The sequence below is a fragment of the Mesorhizobium sp. P2_F7 genome (genome assembly GCF_056403695.1).
Window position 1 is genome coordinate 690,426 of record NZ_JBFUFA010000004.1, and the last position, 13,414, is coordinate 703,839.

Annotated in this window: 16 protein-coding genes; 10 read left to right on the forward strand and 6 right to left on the reverse strand. The window is 61.5% G+C overall.

The window, feature by feature from the left end; all coding sequences use genetic code 11:
• The first annotated feature begins 31 nt into the window (after positions 1-31).
• The 4 genes from AC1DZ8_RS17515 to clpA all read left to right on the forward strand — a co-directional run bounded on the left by AC1DZ8_RS17515 (position 32) and on the right by clpA (position 3,713).
• On the forward strand, positions 32-304 hold the full coding sequence (locus tag AC1DZ8_RS17515) for a hypothetical protein (protein WP_477304253.1): 273 nt from the start codon (positions 32-34) through the stop codon (positions 302-304).
• 1 nt (position 305) lies between these two features.
• Positions 306-635, forward strand: a complete 330-nt coding sequence (locus AC1DZ8_RS17520) for a phasin family protein (protein ID WP_112561625.1) — start codon at positions 306-308, stop codon at positions 633-635.
• A gap of 276 nt (positions 636-911) precedes the next feature.
• Positions 912-1,238 carry an ATP-dependent Clp protease adapter ClpS gene (gene clpS / locus AC1DZ8_RS17525; protein ID WP_023671012.1) on the forward strand — a complete coding sequence of 109 codons (327 nt, stop codon included), beginning with the start codon at positions 912-914 and terminating at the stop codon, positions 1,236-1,238.
• 6 nt (positions 1,239-1,244) lie between these two features.
• Positions 1,245-3,713, forward strand: coding sequence for an ATP-dependent Clp protease ATP-binding subunit ClpA (clpA, locus tag AC1DZ8_RS17530; RefSeq protein WP_477304255.1), 2,469 nt, complete (start codon positions 1,245-1,247; stop codon positions 3,711-3,713).
• 99 nt (positions 3,714-3,812) lie between these two features.
• Here the strand turns inward: clpA and AC1DZ8_RS17535 are convergent, their stop codons facing one another.
• The 5 genes from AC1DZ8_RS17535 to AC1DZ8_RS17555 all read right to left on the reverse strand — a co-directional run bounded on the left by AC1DZ8_RS17535 (position 3,813) and on the right by AC1DZ8_RS17555 (position 8,034).
• Positions 3,813-4,922 carry a phosphatase PAP2 family protein gene (locus tag AC1DZ8_RS17535; protein ID WP_477304257.1) on the reverse strand — a complete coding sequence of 370 codons (1,110 nt, stop codon included), beginning with the start codon at positions 4,920-4,922 and terminating at the stop codon, positions 3,813-3,815.
• 104 nt (positions 4,923-5,026) lie between these two features.
• The gene (locus AC1DZ8_RS17540) at positions 5,027-5,458 is read right to left on the reverse strand and encodes an HIT family protein (RefSeq protein WP_477304259.1); all 432 of its coding nucleotides are present in this window, start codon (positions 5,456-5,458) and stop codon (positions 5,027-5,029) included.
• A 98-nt stretch (positions 5,459-5,556) separates the two neighbouring features.
• On the reverse strand, positions 5,557-6,771 hold the full coding sequence (locus AC1DZ8_RS17545; protein ID WP_477304261.1) for a GNAT family N-acetyltransferase: 1,215 nt from the start codon (positions 6,769-6,771) through the stop codon (positions 5,557-5,559).
• Positions 6,772-6,826: 55 nt separating this feature from the next.
• The gene (locus AC1DZ8_RS17550; RefSeq protein ID WP_477304263.1) at positions 6,827-7,555 is read right to left on the reverse strand and encodes a glycerophosphodiester phosphodiesterase; all 729 of its coding nucleotides are present in this window, start codon (positions 7,553-7,555) and stop codon (positions 6,827-6,829) included.
• Between the two features lie 14 nt (positions 7,556-7,569).
• Positions 7,570-8,034 (reverse strand): RidA family protein, encoded by a 465-nt coding sequence (locus AC1DZ8_RS17555; RefSeq protein WP_477304265.1) that lies wholly within the window; start codon positions 8,032-8,034, stop codon positions 7,570-7,572.
• Positions 8,035-8,173: 139 nt separating this feature from the next.
• Here AC1DZ8_RS17555 and AC1DZ8_RS17560 point away from each other — a divergent pair, with 139 nt between their 5' ends.
• The 5 genes from AC1DZ8_RS17560 to tsf all read left to right on the forward strand — a co-directional run bounded on the left by AC1DZ8_RS17560 (position 8,174) and on the right by tsf (position 11,911).
• On the forward strand, positions 8,174-9,004 hold the full coding sequence (locus AC1DZ8_RS17560; RefSeq protein ID WP_477304267.1) for a cell envelope integrity EipB family protein: 831 nt from the start codon (positions 8,174-8,176) through the stop codon (positions 9,002-9,004).
• Positions 9,005-9,035: 31 nt separating this feature from the next.
• Positions 9,036-9,314, forward strand: coding sequence for a DUF4031 domain-containing protein (locus AC1DZ8_RS17565; protein ID WP_454575006.1), 279 nt, complete (start codon positions 9,036-9,038; stop codon positions 9,312-9,314).
• Positions 9,311-9,922, forward strand: coding sequence for a LysE family translocator (locus tag AC1DZ8_RS17570; protein ID WP_477304269.1), 612 nt, complete (start codon positions 9,311-9,313; stop codon positions 9,920-9,922). The genes AC1DZ8_RS17565 and AC1DZ8_RS17570 overlap by 4 nt, the downstream gene beginning before the upstream one ends.
• A gap of 176 nt (positions 9,923-10,098) precedes the next feature.
• On the forward strand, positions 10,099-10,881 hold the full coding sequence (gene rpsB, locus AC1DZ8_RS17575) for a 30S ribosomal protein S2 (protein WP_142865747.1): 783 nt from the start codon (positions 10,099-10,101) through the stop codon (positions 10,879-10,881).
• Between the two features lie 109 nt (positions 10,882-10,990).
• Positions 10,991-11,911 carry a translation elongation factor Ts gene (tsf, locus tag AC1DZ8_RS17580; protein WP_181057059.1) on the forward strand — a complete coding sequence of 307 codons (921 nt, stop codon included), beginning with the start codon at positions 10,991-10,993 and terminating at the stop codon, positions 11,909-11,911.
• A gap of 37 nt (positions 11,912-11,948) precedes the next feature.
• Here the strand turns inward: tsf and AC1DZ8_RS17585 are convergent, their stop codons facing one another.
• Positions 11,949-12,875 carry a LysR family transcriptional regulator gene (locus tag AC1DZ8_RS17585; protein WP_477304273.1) on the reverse strand — a complete coding sequence of 309 codons (927 nt, stop codon included), beginning with the start codon at positions 12,873-12,875 and terminating at the stop codon, positions 11,949-11,951.
• A gap of 107 nt (positions 12,876-12,982) precedes the next feature.
• Here AC1DZ8_RS17585 and AC1DZ8_RS17590 point away from each other — a divergent pair, with 107 nt between their 5' ends.
• On the forward strand, positions 12,983-13,411 hold the full coding sequence (locus AC1DZ8_RS17590; RefSeq protein WP_477304275.1) for a nuclear transport factor 2 family protein: 429 nt from the start codon (positions 12,983-12,985) through the stop codon (positions 13,409-13,411).
• Positions 13,412-13,414: the final 3 nt, after the last annotated feature.

Consider the following 13,414-nt stretch of genomic DNA (forward strand, 5'->3'; position numbering starts at 1 on the left):
ACCGACAACGCCTGACGCACTGATAGTTCCTTTGAAACTCATTGCCCTGGAGGCGGCAAAGGGATCCGACCTCACTTGCCGTCAAACTATCGCGGCCTGCGTTACCAATCCGTTTATGGTAACCGGCGCGTTCACCATTTTCCTCGGGCTTGAGCCTTTCTTTATTCGAATTTTAGCGTTTGCCGGCGCAGCGCGGCCCGATGCCGCGGAAATCTTGACTTTTGTGCAGCGCACAATATATTCTCCTGCATTGCACAACTGCGCTCAGGCAAGGGGTGCTCTAAAACCGCCAAGGGAGACGTGAAATGACCCAGACCTATGAGGACTTCTCGAAATACGGCAAAGAGTTTGCCGACACCGGATTGAAGAGCTTCGCTTCGCTCTCCAAGGGCGCGCAGGCGATCGCCACCGAAGCTGGCGAATACACCAAGAAGAGCTTCGAAGCCGGAAGCGCCGCGGTCGAAAAGCTGATCTCCGCCAAGTCGCTGGAAAAGGCGATCGAGATCCAGTCCGACTTCGCCAAGCAGAGCTATGAGAGCTTCGTCGCCGAGGCGACCAAGTTCGGCGATCTCTATGCCGAGCTCGCCAAGGAGGCCTACAAGCCCTTCGAATCGATTGTCGCCAAGGCGAAGTAATTTCGCCTCAAAATACCAAGCACGGCCTTTCGGGCTTGCAAAACAGACCCGGTCGCGGATGCGCGGCCGGGTTTTTTCATGCCGTTTTCAATTCTGGGGCCTTAGTGGTTCACGATTTTGAAAATCGCCTCGGTTTGCCCACCTAGCCATATTGTCAGCTAACAAGAAGGGCTTAAAATCGTCCATCGAACACCTACATGTCGAACTCGCATGGGGATTCGAAAGAGGCAGGATTACGTGACTTCAGGTTTGACTGCCACGGCAAGCGTGGTGCGGATGCAAAGTGACGGCGACGGCAATGAGGCCGGTCGCGGCACGGCTGTCATTACGCGCACGAAAACCAAGACCAAGAAGCCTAGCCTTTATCGGGTCCTTATCCTCAACGACGACTACACGCCCATGGAGTTCGTGGTTCACGTCCTGGAGCGTTTTTTTCAAAAGGACCGCGAAGCCGCCACACGCATCATGCTTCATGTTCACAATCATGGAGTGGGCGAGTGCGGGGTCTATACATTCGAGGTGGCCGAGACCAAAGTGTCCCAGGTCATGGATTTCGCCCGACAGAATCAGCATCCGCTGCAATGCGTGATGGAGAAGAAGTGAGGTAACATGCCGGCTTTCTCCCAAGGCCTGGAAAAGGCGCTTCACCAGGCGCTGACGCTCGCCAATGAGCGGCACCATGAATATGCAACCCTTGAACATCTGCTGCTCGCGCTCATCGACGACACCGAGGCGGCCGCCGTCATGCGCGCCTGCAACGTCGATCTCGACGAGCTGAAGCACACCGTTCTGACCTATATCGACACCGAGCTCGACAACCTCGTCACCGGTTACGATGAGGATTCCAAGCCGACCGCCGGCTTCCAGCGCGTCATCCAACGCGCCGTGATCCATGTGCAGTCATCCGGCCGCGAGGAAGTGTCCGGCGCCAACGTGCTCGTCGCCATCTTTGCCGAGCGCGAGAGCCATGCCGCCTATTTCCTGCAGGAACAGCAGATGACCCGTTACGACGCGGTCAACTACATCTCGCACGGCATCGCCAAGCGCCCCGGCGCATCGGAGACGCGCTCGCCGCGCGGCGCCGATGACGAGCAGGGCGGCCAGAACGGCGCCGAGCCGCAAGAGGAAGGCGGCAAGAAGAAGCAGCAGCAGGATGCGCTGACCGCTTATTGCGTCAACCTCAACAACAAGGCCAAGGCCGGCAAGATCGATCCGCTGATCGGCCGCGAGAGCGAGATCAACCGCACCATCCAGGTGCTGTGCCGCCGCTCCAAGAACAACCCGCTCTATGTCGGCGATCCCGGCGTCGGCAAGACGGCGATTGCCGAAGGCCTTGCCAAGCGCATTGTCGAAGGCGACGTTCCCGAAGTGCTGCAGGACGCCACCATCTTCGCGCTCGACATGGGCACGCTTTTGGCCGGCACCCGCTATCGCGGCGATTTCGAAGAGCGGCTGAAGCAGGTCGTCAAGGAGCTCGAGGACTATCCGGGCGCCGTGCTGTTCATCGACGAGATCCACACCGTCATCGGTGCCGGCGCCACCTCGGGCGGCGCCATGGATGCGTCGAACCTGTTGAAGCCTGCTTTGTCTTCGGGCGCCATCCGCTGTATCGGCTCGACCACCTACAAGGAGTTCCGCCAGTTCTTCGAGAAGGACCGCGCCCTGGTGCGGCGCTTCCAGAAGATTGACGTCAACGAGCCGACCATCGAGGACGCCATCGAGATCATGAAGGGCCTCAAGCCCTATTATGAGGAGTTCCACAAGGTGAAGTTCACCAACGAGGCGATCAAGGCCTCGGTGGAGCTGTCGGCGCGCTACATCAACGACCGCAAGCTGCCGGACAAGGCGATCGACGTGATCGACGAGACTGGCGCCTCGCAGATGCTGGTGCCGGAAGCCAAGCGCAAGAAGACCATTGGCATCAAGGAGATCGAAGCCACGATCGCCACTATGGCTCGCATCCCGCCGAAGACGGTTTCGGCCGACGACGAGAAGGTGCTGCAGGGTCTCGATGTCGAGCTGAAGCGCGTCGTCTATGGCCAGGACACCGCGATCACCGCGCTGACCTCGGCGATCAAGCTGGCACGCGCCGGCCTTCGCGAACCGGAAAAGCCGATCGGCTCCTACCTGTTCTCGGGTCCGACCGGCGTCGGCAAAACCGAAGTCGCCAAGCAGTTGGCGGCGTCGCTCGGCGTCGAACTGATCCGCTTCGACATGTCGGAATATATGGAACGCCACACCGTTTCGCGGCTGATCGGCGCGCCTCCCGGCTATGTCGGCTTCGACCAGGGCGGCCTGTTGACCGACGGCGTCGACCAGCATCCGCACTGCGTGCTTTTGCTGGACGAAGTCGAGAAGGCGCATCCCGACCTGTTCAACATCCTGTTGCAGGTCATGGACCACGGCAAGCTGACCGACCACAACGGCAAGCAGATCGACTTCCGCAATGTCATCCTGATCATGACCACCAATGCGGGCGCATCCGATGCGCAGCGCGCGGCGATCGGTTTCGGGTCGACCAAGCGCGAAGGCGACGATGTCGAGGCGATCAACCGGCTGTTCACGCCGGAATTCCGCAACCGTCTCGATGCGATCATCCCGTTCGGCTCGCTGCCGGTGCCGGTCATCCATCAGGTGGTGCAGAAGTTCGTCATGCAGCTCGAGGCGCAGCTCTCCGAGCGCGGCGTCACCTTCGACCTGTCGCCGGACGCGATCGCCTGGCTCGCCGACAAGGGTTATGATGAGCGCATGGGTGCGCGGCCGCTCGGCCGGGTCATCCAGGAGCACATCAAGAAGCCGTTGGCCGACGAGGTGCTGTTCGGCAAGCTCAAGAAGGGCGGCACGGTGCGCGTCACCGTCGAGAAGAGGGAAACCGGCGAAACCGGCCTGAAGCTCGAATCGCTGGCCGACGAAGCGCCAGTGCAGCCGAAGCAGGAGCCCGAAGAGGCGCCGAAAGCCGCCCGCAAGGCGGTGGCCAAGAAGCCGGTCGCCAAGAAGGCTGTGGCGCAAAAGCCTGAGCCCAAAGGCAAGGATGGCGGCAAGCGCAGCCTGGTGCCGCAATTGCCACGCAAGGGCTAACAAGTTCGCCAATGAAAAGGCCCCGGTGACGGGGCCTTTTTTCATGGCTGGCCGGTTTGCCGAAGCAGGGCGGCTGCTTTCAGGTCGGATGCTTTCAGGTCAGGCGGCGACGCCGTCGGGTGCAAAGCGTGCCAGGAAATGCCCGCACGCCTTCCAGATGGCGATCGAGATCAGCACGCTCGCATAGCCATCCACGGCGTAGTGCCAGCCAAGGATGACCGAACCGACCATGATGATTGCGGCGAATGCCCACATCAACAAGCCGACCAACCGCGAGCGGCGCGTTGCATAAAGCGCGAAAAGCACCGCCATCGCCACATGCATGGACGGGAAGGCGGATATGCCGATACTGCCTTTGGTCGCCCCGATATAGCCGCTCCACAACATGTCCTGCGTGCTCAGCGCCCAGATCGGATAGATGCGATCGCCAGCAGCGAGCGCTTGCATCAGGGGATGGTAGTCGCTGCCCAGCCCCAGTCGCTCGTAAAAGCACGGCCCTGCCGAAGACAGGCCCATCGCCAGGAAGAAACCCGCCAGTATCCATACGAGCATGAAGCTCATCAGGAACTGGTGGCGCAGCTTCGTGTCCTTGCGCGTGATACAGGCGATGAAGACCGAGGCGATAAGGACGACGAACCAAGAATTGTAAGCCAGGTTGAACGCTCTTACGGCGAGCGGCGACTGGACGATAAACCATAGCCATTCATGGGGCGCTCGACCGAAATGCAGCACCCGGTCGGCCTGAGCCAATGCGTGGTCCCATGCGAATGGCGAAAGGATCGCGATCGCGCCTTTCAACACACCGAAAGCGGATATGAGCGCAATGCTGGCGGCCAGACCATTCAGGCTGTTGGCGTTGCGCTCGGCGTTGCCGAAGAAGCCAACCATCGATCTCAGAAAAGTGCCGAGCGGTTCGCGATCCCGCTTGATGAGCGCAAGGTGAAAAAAACTGCCGAGTGCGAAGGCACAGCCGCCGATCCAGAAAGCGAAGAGAAGGTATAGGGCATAGTCTTCCAGCACGCTGAAATCCGGCATGTTTCCGGTACGCAGGCCGACCGCGGCTGCCAGAAGCAAGGAAACGATCGCCATCACGTGCAGCAGGCGGTGTCGCCGGTATGCGTCCGCCAAGATGCTCAGAAAGACCCGCCCGGCAGCTGCTTTTGCCAACGGCCCTGATGTCGCGACCGAATTTTCCACGATTTTGAACACCCAAACGCACCTCGGTACGGCACGCTACCACGGGGTGGTTTGATATTTCCTAACCGACGTAGGGGATTCTGCCTGAGCGCCTCGCCTCGGGGCGCGCCCCGCCTTCAATCGTTCAGCGCGGCCCGGATCTTGCCCGCGTTTTCAGCCAGCACTTCGGGCTTCTCCATCTGTCCCGTATGTGGCTTCAAGGCGACGCCGTCGAAGCGCGGGATGACATGGACATGCAGGTGATAGACAGTCTGGCCGGAGGCCGGTTCGTTGAATTGCAGGATGGTGACGCCGTCGGCGCCGAACGCTTTTTTGACCGCCAGCGCGACCTTCTGGACGATCGTGAACAGCGGACCGAGCGTCGCCGGATCGGCATCGAGCAGGTTGCGCGACGGCGCCTTCGGCACCACCAGCGTGTGCCCGGGCCCTTGCGGCATCACATCCATGAAGGCGACCACCGCGTCATCCTCGTAGACGCGGTGCGAGGGGATTTCGCCGCGCAGGATCTTTGCGAAGATATTGGTGGGGTCGTAGCTGGCGTCAGCCATGGCGGTGCTCCGGAATTGTGCCTCCCCGTGTAGCGAAGCCTCCCCAAACCGGCAAGTCGGTCAGACCGGATCGAGCCGCACTTGGGCGCGACAGACCGCTACTCCTCGAGATCCTTGCGGAACGGCGTGTGCTCTTCCAGAATTTCGCCCATCCGCTCGACCTCGCGCCGCTCACGCCGGAGATAATCGGCCACCGCGTTGCGCAGGCCGGGATGCGAAATGTAATGAGCCGAATGCATGGTCACCGGACGGTAGCCGCGCGCCAGCTTGTGCTCGCCCTGCGCACCGGCCTCGACCACCTTCAGCTTGCGCTCGATGGCGAAGTCGATGGCCTGATGATAGCAGACTTCGAAATGCAGGAAGGGGTGGTCCTCGATGCAGCCCCAATTGCGCCCGTAAAGCGCGTCGGAGCCGATGAAGTTGATGGCGCCGGCGATATAGCGGCCATTGCGCTTGGCCATCACCAGCAGAATGTCGTCGGCCATGCGCTCGCCGATCAGCGAGAAGAACTTGCGGTTGAGATAGGGCCGGCCCCATTTGCGGCTGCCGGTGTCCATGTAGAAGGCAAAGAAATCGTCCCAGGCCTTTTCGGTCAGGTCCTTGCCGGTCAGCCGGTCGATCGAGATATCGTTTGCCAGCGCCTCGCGGCGTTCCTTCTTCATCGCCTTGCGCTTGCGTGATGCCAGCGTGGCGAGGAAATCGTCATAAGTCGAAAAGCCTTCGTTGAAGAAATGGAACTGCTGGTCGGTGCGATGCAGGAAGCCGGCGGCTTCAAGCGTTGCAACGTCGCTTTGCTGCGCGAAGGTAACATGCGCGGACGACACACCTAGCTTCTCCGTCACCGCCTTCAGGCCCGCCGCGAGACCAGCTTTAACCGTGGCGCTGTCCTCGCCCTTGCTGACCAGCAGGCGAGGGCCGGTTACCGGGGAGAACGGCACGGCGCATTGCAGTTTCGGATAGTAGTTGCCGCCGGCGCGCTCGAACGCATCCGACCAGCCGTGGTCGAAGACATATTCGCCCTGGCTGTGCGATTTGAGATAGCAAGGCACCGCGCCCAGCAATCTGCCTTGCGCATTCTCCAGCCGGAGGTGATGGCCCTGCCAGCCGGTGCGCCGCACGGCGCAGCCGGAATCCTCGAGTGCGCTCAGAAAAGCGTATGAAACGAGAGGGTTATATCCGTTTTCTATACCGCCGCGCGTGGTGCCGGCAAAGCCGTTCCACTCATCGCAGGTGAAGGCATTGATACCGGCGGCGATGCGGATGGAAAACTCCGCATTCGCCGTTTGTCCATCGCCTTCGTCACCCTGATCCATGAGACTTATTTAAGCTCTGCCCGGGCCGCTACAAGTCACGTTTCAGGCACTCCTGTCAGGCGACCTTGACCAGATCGGGTTCGAACCCTTCGAAGGTCATCTGGTCGGCGTATTTGAAGGTGAGATCGACTGCCGGCTGGTCATGCACCGTCCAGGTGATGACAGGCATTTTCAGCTTTTCGCGCACGAAGCTGACGAACGGGTTCGGTAAATCGCCGGCGGCATAGGAGGTGAAGGCAAGGTCGTGCGCCAGCATGGCGAAATGCGCCTCGATCAGCCCGATATCCTTGCCATAGGCTGTCAGTCCGCCCGGAATGCCCGGCGCGTCTTTCGGGAAATCGCGGACCAGCCAGTGGTCGAACGACATGATCGCCGCCTTGCCCTTGTAGCGCTTGAGCATCTTGCCGACGCTGGCCACCAGCCCCTCGTCATAGCCGGGCACGCCCTTCAGTTCGACAACCATCGGCACGCGGCCGTCGACAAGGTCGAGCGCCTCCTGCAGCGTCGGCACATGGTCCTTGGTGCCGCCGATCCTGAGGGCCGCCAGTTCCGCCGCCGTGCGCTGCCAGATGAAGCCGTCCTGGCCGGTCAGCCGCGTGAGGTCGCCGTCATGCATGATGACGGGAACGCGGTCGGAGGACAAATGCACGTCGCATTCGATCGCATAGCCGCGCTCGGCGGCAGCGGCAAAGGCCGACAGCGTGTTCTCCCAGCGCGTCTTGTTCATGTCGTGAAGGCCGCGATGCGCCACGGGGCGGGCGGTCAGCCAGGAAAGGTCGGTCATAGCTCAGTCCCTGCTCATGCGACTTCGAAGACGGCTTCGATTTCCACTGCGGCATTAAGCGGCAGCGAGGCGGTGCCGACAGCGGAGCGGGCATGTTTGCCGCGCTCGCCAAGGGCCGCAACCAGGAAATCGGAGGCGCCGTTGGCGACCAGATGCTGCTCGACGAAATCCGGTGCGGAGGCGACGAAGACGGTGATCTTGACCAGGCGCTGGATCTTTTCGAGATCACCAAGGGCTGCCTTGGCCTGTGCCAAGATGTTGATTGCGCAGTATTTTGCCCCTTCCTTTCCGGCTACCGTGTCGACGTCGCGGCCGAGCAGGCCGCTTGTCTGCAGCTTGCCGTCCTTGAGCGGCAACTGCCCGGCGGTGAACAAGAGATTGCCGGACCTGCAATAGGGCACATAGTTCGCAGCGGGTGCTGCGGCGGCCGGTAGCGACACGCCGAGATCGCGTAGCCGCTTTTCGATTGTTTCACTCATGGTATTTCCCTATTGCTTGGAGACGCCGCGCTGGCCGGGGCCGAAATTGCTATTTTTGCCTCGCTTCCGCCACGACTTTTTTTAAGCTGGACCATCTTTCCCTGCGGCCTGCCATCAGCCGCGACGATCGGAGCCCCCTATGCGCGCAACGCGCTTTGCCTTCCACGCCGTTCTCGTCCCAGCGCTGTTCTCGATGGCTCCCGCCTTTGCGGTGCCTGCGCTGCAGGCCCATCGCGCCGTCTACGATCTCACTCTCAGCAAGGCGTCGGACCGCTCGGGAATCACCGGCATTTCCGGCCGTATGGTCTATGAGTTCAATGGCTCGCCCTGCGAGGGCTATACGGTCAAATTCCGTTTCGTCACCCAGATCGTCACCGGCGACAACACCAGGCTGACCGACCAGCAGACAACCACGTTCGAGGATGCCGAGGGCAAGACCTTCTCGTTCGTGACCAAATCCTTCGTCGACCAGAATCTCGACAAGGAGGTCAAGGGCATCGCCACGAAAGAGACCAAGGGCCTCAAGGTCGACATCGACAAGCCCGAGAAGAACAGCCTCGAACTTGCCGCCACCCAGTTCCCGACCCAGCATCTGGTCGAACTGATCGGCAAGGCCGAGAAGGGCGAGAATTTCTACGAGACCAGCCTGTTCGACGGCTCGGAAGACGCCAACAAGGTGATGACCACCACCGTCATCGTCGGCAAGAAGACCGATGGCGACAAGGCCGATCCCGAAGCGCCGGCCCTGGCCAAGCTCGCCGGCGACAAATACTGGCCGGTCGACATCGCCTATTTCGACGCCACCGACAAATCGGGCGAAGAGGTGCCGGAATACCGCATCAGCTTCAAGCTGCACGAGAACGGCATCACCCGCGACCTCACTATGGACTATGGCGAGTTCTCGATGACCGGCAAGCTGGTCAACCTGTCGCTGTTCGACCAGACCAAGCCTTGCCCGGTCTCGAAATAGCAACAGTGCGGAGCTGGCCACGGCAGGCTTGATGGCGGTTTATGTCGATGCGGCGATCTGGAAGTGGGCCGGCCATCGCTGGTGCCATTTGATGGCCGACGACACCGACGAACTGCATCGTTTCGCCGCCGAGCTTGGCGTCAAGCGTTCGTCCTACCAGGGCCCGCCCAAGACATCGGCGCCGCATTATGACATAACCGGCTTCGAGCGCGACCGCGCGGTGCGGCTCGGCGCCATCGAATGCAGCCGCGAGGAGATCGTCGCGATCTTCCGGCGCGTGCGGGTGCCCAATGGAAAGGGTCGGTCATGACGCTGACGGCATTTTTGGCTTATTGCGCCGCGGTCTCGCTTGCCGCTGCGACGCCGGGGCCGGCAATGTTCACCGTCATCATCAATGGTGTGTCGCGCGGCTTTCTGCGTGCCTTCGTCGCCGGAATTGGCATTGCCGCCGGCGATGCCGTGCTGGTCACCCTGGCGCTGCTCGGGCTGGTGGCGTTGGCCCAGACGTTCGAATGGGTGTTTCTCCTGCTGAAATATGCCGGTGCGGCTTACCTGATCTTTCTCGGCATCAAGATGTGGCGGGCCGCGGCCGCTCAATCGGCCGTGCAGGGGATGCCTCAAACCAGATTGTCGCGGTCGTTCCTGCTCGGCGCGTCCGTGGCGCTCGGCAACCCGAAGGCGATTCTGTTCCATGCCTCGATCATGCCGCTGATCCTCAACCTCGACACCATGACATTTGCCGATGGCCTGCTGGTGGTGGCTGTCGTCGTCAGCGTCAACATCCTTACCATGGGCACCTACGCCGCGCTGGCGGGCAGGGCGTCCGGCTGGTTCAGGACGCCCAAACGCATGCGGCTGATGAACCGGTTTGCCGGCAGCGCCATGATCGGCACCGGAGCGCTGATTGCCGCACGCTGAGCGGTGAAGCGCCATACGGCTTGCGTTTATCGCCCTTCCCCTCTATATGCGCGCTCATTCCACACACGGACTTTGGTGTCTGCCCGGGAGAAATCCGGCTGAAACCTCCGGTGGCGTTCGAGGACAAAGTCCAAAAATGCCTGTGTCCGTGGAGGCTAACCGGAAAGGAACTTTGAATGGCACTGCCTGATTTCAGCATGCGCCAGCTTTTGGAAGCTGGCATTCACTTCGGCCACCAGACCCATCGCTGGAACCCGAAGATGGCGCCCTACATCTACGGCGCCCGCAACAACATCCACATCATCGACCTCTCGCAGACGGTGCCTTTGCTGCACCAGGCGCTGAAGCAGGTTTCCGACACCGTCGCCAAGGGCGGCCGCGTGCTGTTCGTCGGCACCAAGCGCCAGGCGTCGGACATCGTCGCTGACGCGGCGCAGCGTTCGGCCCAGTACTACGTCAACTCGCGTTGGCTCGGCGGCATGCTGACCAACTGGAAGACGATCTCGAATTCGATCCAGCGCCTGCGCAAGCTCGACGAGATGCTGGCCGGCGAAGCCCAGGGCCTGACCAAGAAGGAACGCCTGAACCTCGACCGTGAGCGCGAGAAGCTCGACAAGGCGCTCGGCGGCATCAAGGACATGGGCTCGACGCCCGACCTGATGTTCGTCATCGACACCAACAAGGAAGCGATCGCCATCCTCGAGGCCAAGCGCCTCGGCATTCCGGTCGTCGCCATCATCGATTCGAACTGCGATCCGGACAAGATCGACTTCCCGATCCCCGGCAATGACGACGCGGCCCGCGCCATCCAGCTCTATTGCGACCTGATCGCCAAGGCTGCCATCGACGGTATCGCTCGCCAGCAGGGCGCGCTCGGCGTCGACATCGGCGCCTCGGTCGAAGCTCCGGTCGAACCGGCGCTGGATCCGACCCCGGCGGCCGAGACCCCGGAAGCCTGATAGTCGAAGGCCGGTCCCGGCCTTCATCTTTCTAATATTTTGGCACGCTAAACGGACGCATCACCGAGTACCGGTGGTGCGTCGGTGCATTTAGAACAAAGAGGCGACAATGAGCATTTCGGCTGCACAGGTCAAAGAACTCCGCGACTTGACGGGCGCGGGCATGATGGACTGCAAGGCGGCGTTGACCGAGACCAACGGCAACATGGAAGAGGCCGTCGACTGGCTGCGCAAGAAGGGCATCTCCAAGGCCGACAAGAAGGCCGGCCGTACTGCGGCAGAGGGCCTGATCGGCGTCGACAATGGCGTGCGCGAGGCTGCTGTCGTCGAAGTCAATTCCGAGACCGACTTCGTTGCCCGCAACGCTGCTTTCCAGGAAATCGTCGCCAATGTCGCCAAGGTTGCTCTGGCCTATGGCACGACCGAAGCCGTGGCTGCCGCAAAGTACCCGGGTTCGGACAAGTCGGTTGCTGACACCATCAAGGACGCTGTCGGTACAATCGGCGAGAACATGGGCTTCCGCCGCTCGGCCAAGCTCACCGTTCCGCACGGTGCGGTTGCGACTTATGTCCACAACGCGGTTGCCGACGGTCTTGGCAAGCTCGGCGTGCTGGTTGCGATCGAAACCACGGGCAATGAGCATGCCGCCAACGCTTTTGGCCGCCAGGTCGCCATGCATGTCGCCGCCACCAACCCGATGGCGCTGACCGCCGAGCAGATCGATCCGGCTGCTGTCGAGCGCGAAAAGGCGATCTTCTCCGACCAGGCCCGCCAGTCCGGCAAGCCGGAAGCGATCATCGAGAAGATGGTCGAGGGCCGCCTGCGCAAGTTCTACGAGGAAGTCGTGCTGTTGAAGCAGGCCTTCGTGCTCAATCCCGACATCACTGTCGAGAAGGCCCTCAAGGATGCCGAGAAGGAAATCGGCGCTCCGGCCAAGATCTCCGCCTATCTGCGCTTTGCGCTGGGCGAAGGCATCGAAAAGGAAGAGACCGATTTCGCGGCGGAAGTCGCGGCTGCGGTGAAGAAATAATCCTTAAGAAATAGCCCCTGAAAAGGGGCTTCTCAGCTCAGGCAACTCGGTCGGGTGTCCCTAGGGATGCCCGGCCGATTTCTTGTGCGGTGTCGATGAAGGCCCTGAGCTTCGGCGCCATTGACGCCCGGCGCGGGAAGTAAAGGAAGAGGCCTGGCTCTTCGATTGCCGTCTGTGGCAGAATGTGCACAAGGCGGCCGGCGGCAAGATCCGCGCGCACCAGCGGCTCGAACACATAGGTCAGCCCGACGCCGGCAAGCGCAAGGTCGATCGCGGCCAGCGAATCCGTTACGACGACCGTGCCCTTCGTCTCGACCACGACATCCTTGCCGTCCTCGGTCAGATCCCAGCGATAGAGCGCGCCGGAGCGGACAAGCCGGTAGCCGATGCAGTTGTGATTGGCCAGATCGGCCACGCCACGCGGGCGGCCATGCCGGCCGACATAGGCGGGAGAGGCAACGATGACGGCCTTGAACGGTGGCGTCAGCCGGACCGTGACCATGTCCTGCGCTATCATCTCGCCCAGCCGGATGCCGGCATCGAAACCTTCACCGACAATGTCGATGAGCCCCTGGTCGGTGAGCAATTCAACTGTCACATCCGGATAGCGCTCCGCCATCGCCGCAACAACAGGCGTGACCGCAAGTGGGACGGCGATGTTGGGAACGTTGAGCCTGAGCAGACCCGAGGGCCGGCCTTTGATGGCGCGGATGCGATCCATCCGCTCGGCAATGTCTTGAAGGGCAGGGGCCGCCGTCTCCACCAGCGCCTTGCCGGCTTCCGTCAATGAGACGCTGCGCGTCGTGCGCGCAAACAACGGCTGGCCGATGCGCTCTTCGACAAGTCGCACGGCGTGGCTGACGGCGGACGGGCTCATGCCGAGTTCGGCCGCGGCAAGCGCAAAGCCGCCGCGCCGGGCAACGGCAATGATGACAGGCAGATGGCTGAGCAGATCCCGATCCATTCATGCACGATATCGCATAGTCCATGCAGATCATGCAACCTTATCGGGGCGGCAAAGCAGGTGCACCTATAGGGCATCGAACGGCAAGCACCAACGAGAGGCCTCCGATGACCGACCTTCATTCCAATCAAGCCCGCAACCTCAAGGCCGTACACAGCTTCTTCGATCTGATGCGCTGCAAGGACATCGAGAGCTGGGGTGAGCTCTGGGCCGAGGACGGCCGCATCCTCGTCTTCTATCCGCCGGCAGGGTTTGGAGGCAGCATCGACGGCAAGGCTGCGATCGTCGCCGCCTTCAAGGGATTGTTCGGCAACTTCGAATCCTTCGAATCGGAAATCACCGCTGTTTATCCGGCAGCCGATTCGGAATCGGTGGTCGTCGAATACAAAAACCGCGCCGTGCTCGTCGGCGGCACCGAATACACCAACAGCAACATTGCCGTCTTCCGTTTCGAGAACGGCCTGATCAGCGCCTACCACGACTATTTCGACCCGCGCCGGTTCCAGGTCGTTGTCGATGCGCTGGCAAAAGCCTGACAG

Excerpts from the sequence above, each read along its gene's own strand:
- AC1DZ8_RS17545 (WP_477304261.1), bottom strand. The coding sequence starts at position 6,771 with ATGGATCAGGGTGACGAAGGCGATGGACAAACGGCGAATGCGGAGTTT.
- AC1DZ8_RS17565 (WP_454575006.1), top strand. The coding sequence starts at position 9,036 with ATGGCGGTTTATGTCGATGCGGCGATCTGGAAGTGGGCCGGCCATCGC.
- AC1DZ8_RS17550 (WP_477304263.1), bottom strand. The coding sequence starts at position 7,555 with ATGACCGACCTTTCCTGGCTGACCGCCCGCCCCGTGGCGCATCGCGGC.
- clpS (WP_023671012.1), top strand. The coding sequence starts at position 912 with ATGCAAAGTGACGGCGACGGCAATGAGGCCGGTCGCGGCACGGCTGTC.
- AC1DZ8_RS17585 (WP_477304273.1), bottom strand. The coding sequence starts at position 12,875 with ATGGATCGGGATCTGCTCAGCCATCTGCCTGTCATCATTGCCGTTGCC.
- tsf (WP_181057059.1), top strand. The coding sequence starts at position 10,991 with ATGAGCATTTCGGCTGCACAGGTCAAAGAACTCCGCGACTTGACGGGC.
- AC1DZ8_RS17540 (WP_477304259.1), bottom strand. The coding sequence starts at position 5,458 with ATGGCTGACGCCAGCTACGACCCCACCAATATCTTCGCAAAGATCCTG.
- AC1DZ8_RS17570 (WP_477304269.1), top strand. The coding sequence starts at position 9,311 with ATGACGCTGACGGCATTTTTGGCTTATTGCGCCGCGGTCTCGCTTGCC.
- clpA (WP_477304255.1), top strand. The coding sequence starts at position 1,245 with ATGCCGGCTTTCTCCCAAGGCCTGGAAAAGGCGCTTCACCAGGCGCTG.
- AC1DZ8_RS17590 (WP_477304275.1), top strand. The coding sequence starts at position 12,983 with ATGACCGACCTTCATTCCAATCAAGCCCGCAACCTCAAGGCCGTACAC.
- rpsB (WP_142865747.1), top strand. The coding sequence starts at position 10,099 with ATGGCACTGCCTGATTTCAGCATGCGCCAGCTTTTGGAAGCTGGCATT.
- AC1DZ8_RS17560 (WP_477304267.1), top strand. The coding sequence starts at position 8,174 with ATGCGCGCAACGCGCTTTGCCTTCCACGCCGTTCTCGTCCCAGCGCTG.
- AC1DZ8_RS17555 (WP_477304265.1), bottom strand. The coding sequence starts at position 8,034 with ATGAGTGAAACAATCGAAAAGCGGCTACGCGATCTCGGCGTGTCGCTA.
- AC1DZ8_RS17520 (WP_112561625.1), top strand. The coding sequence starts at position 306 with ATGACCCAGACCTATGAGGACTTCTCGAAATACGGCAAAGAGTTTGCC.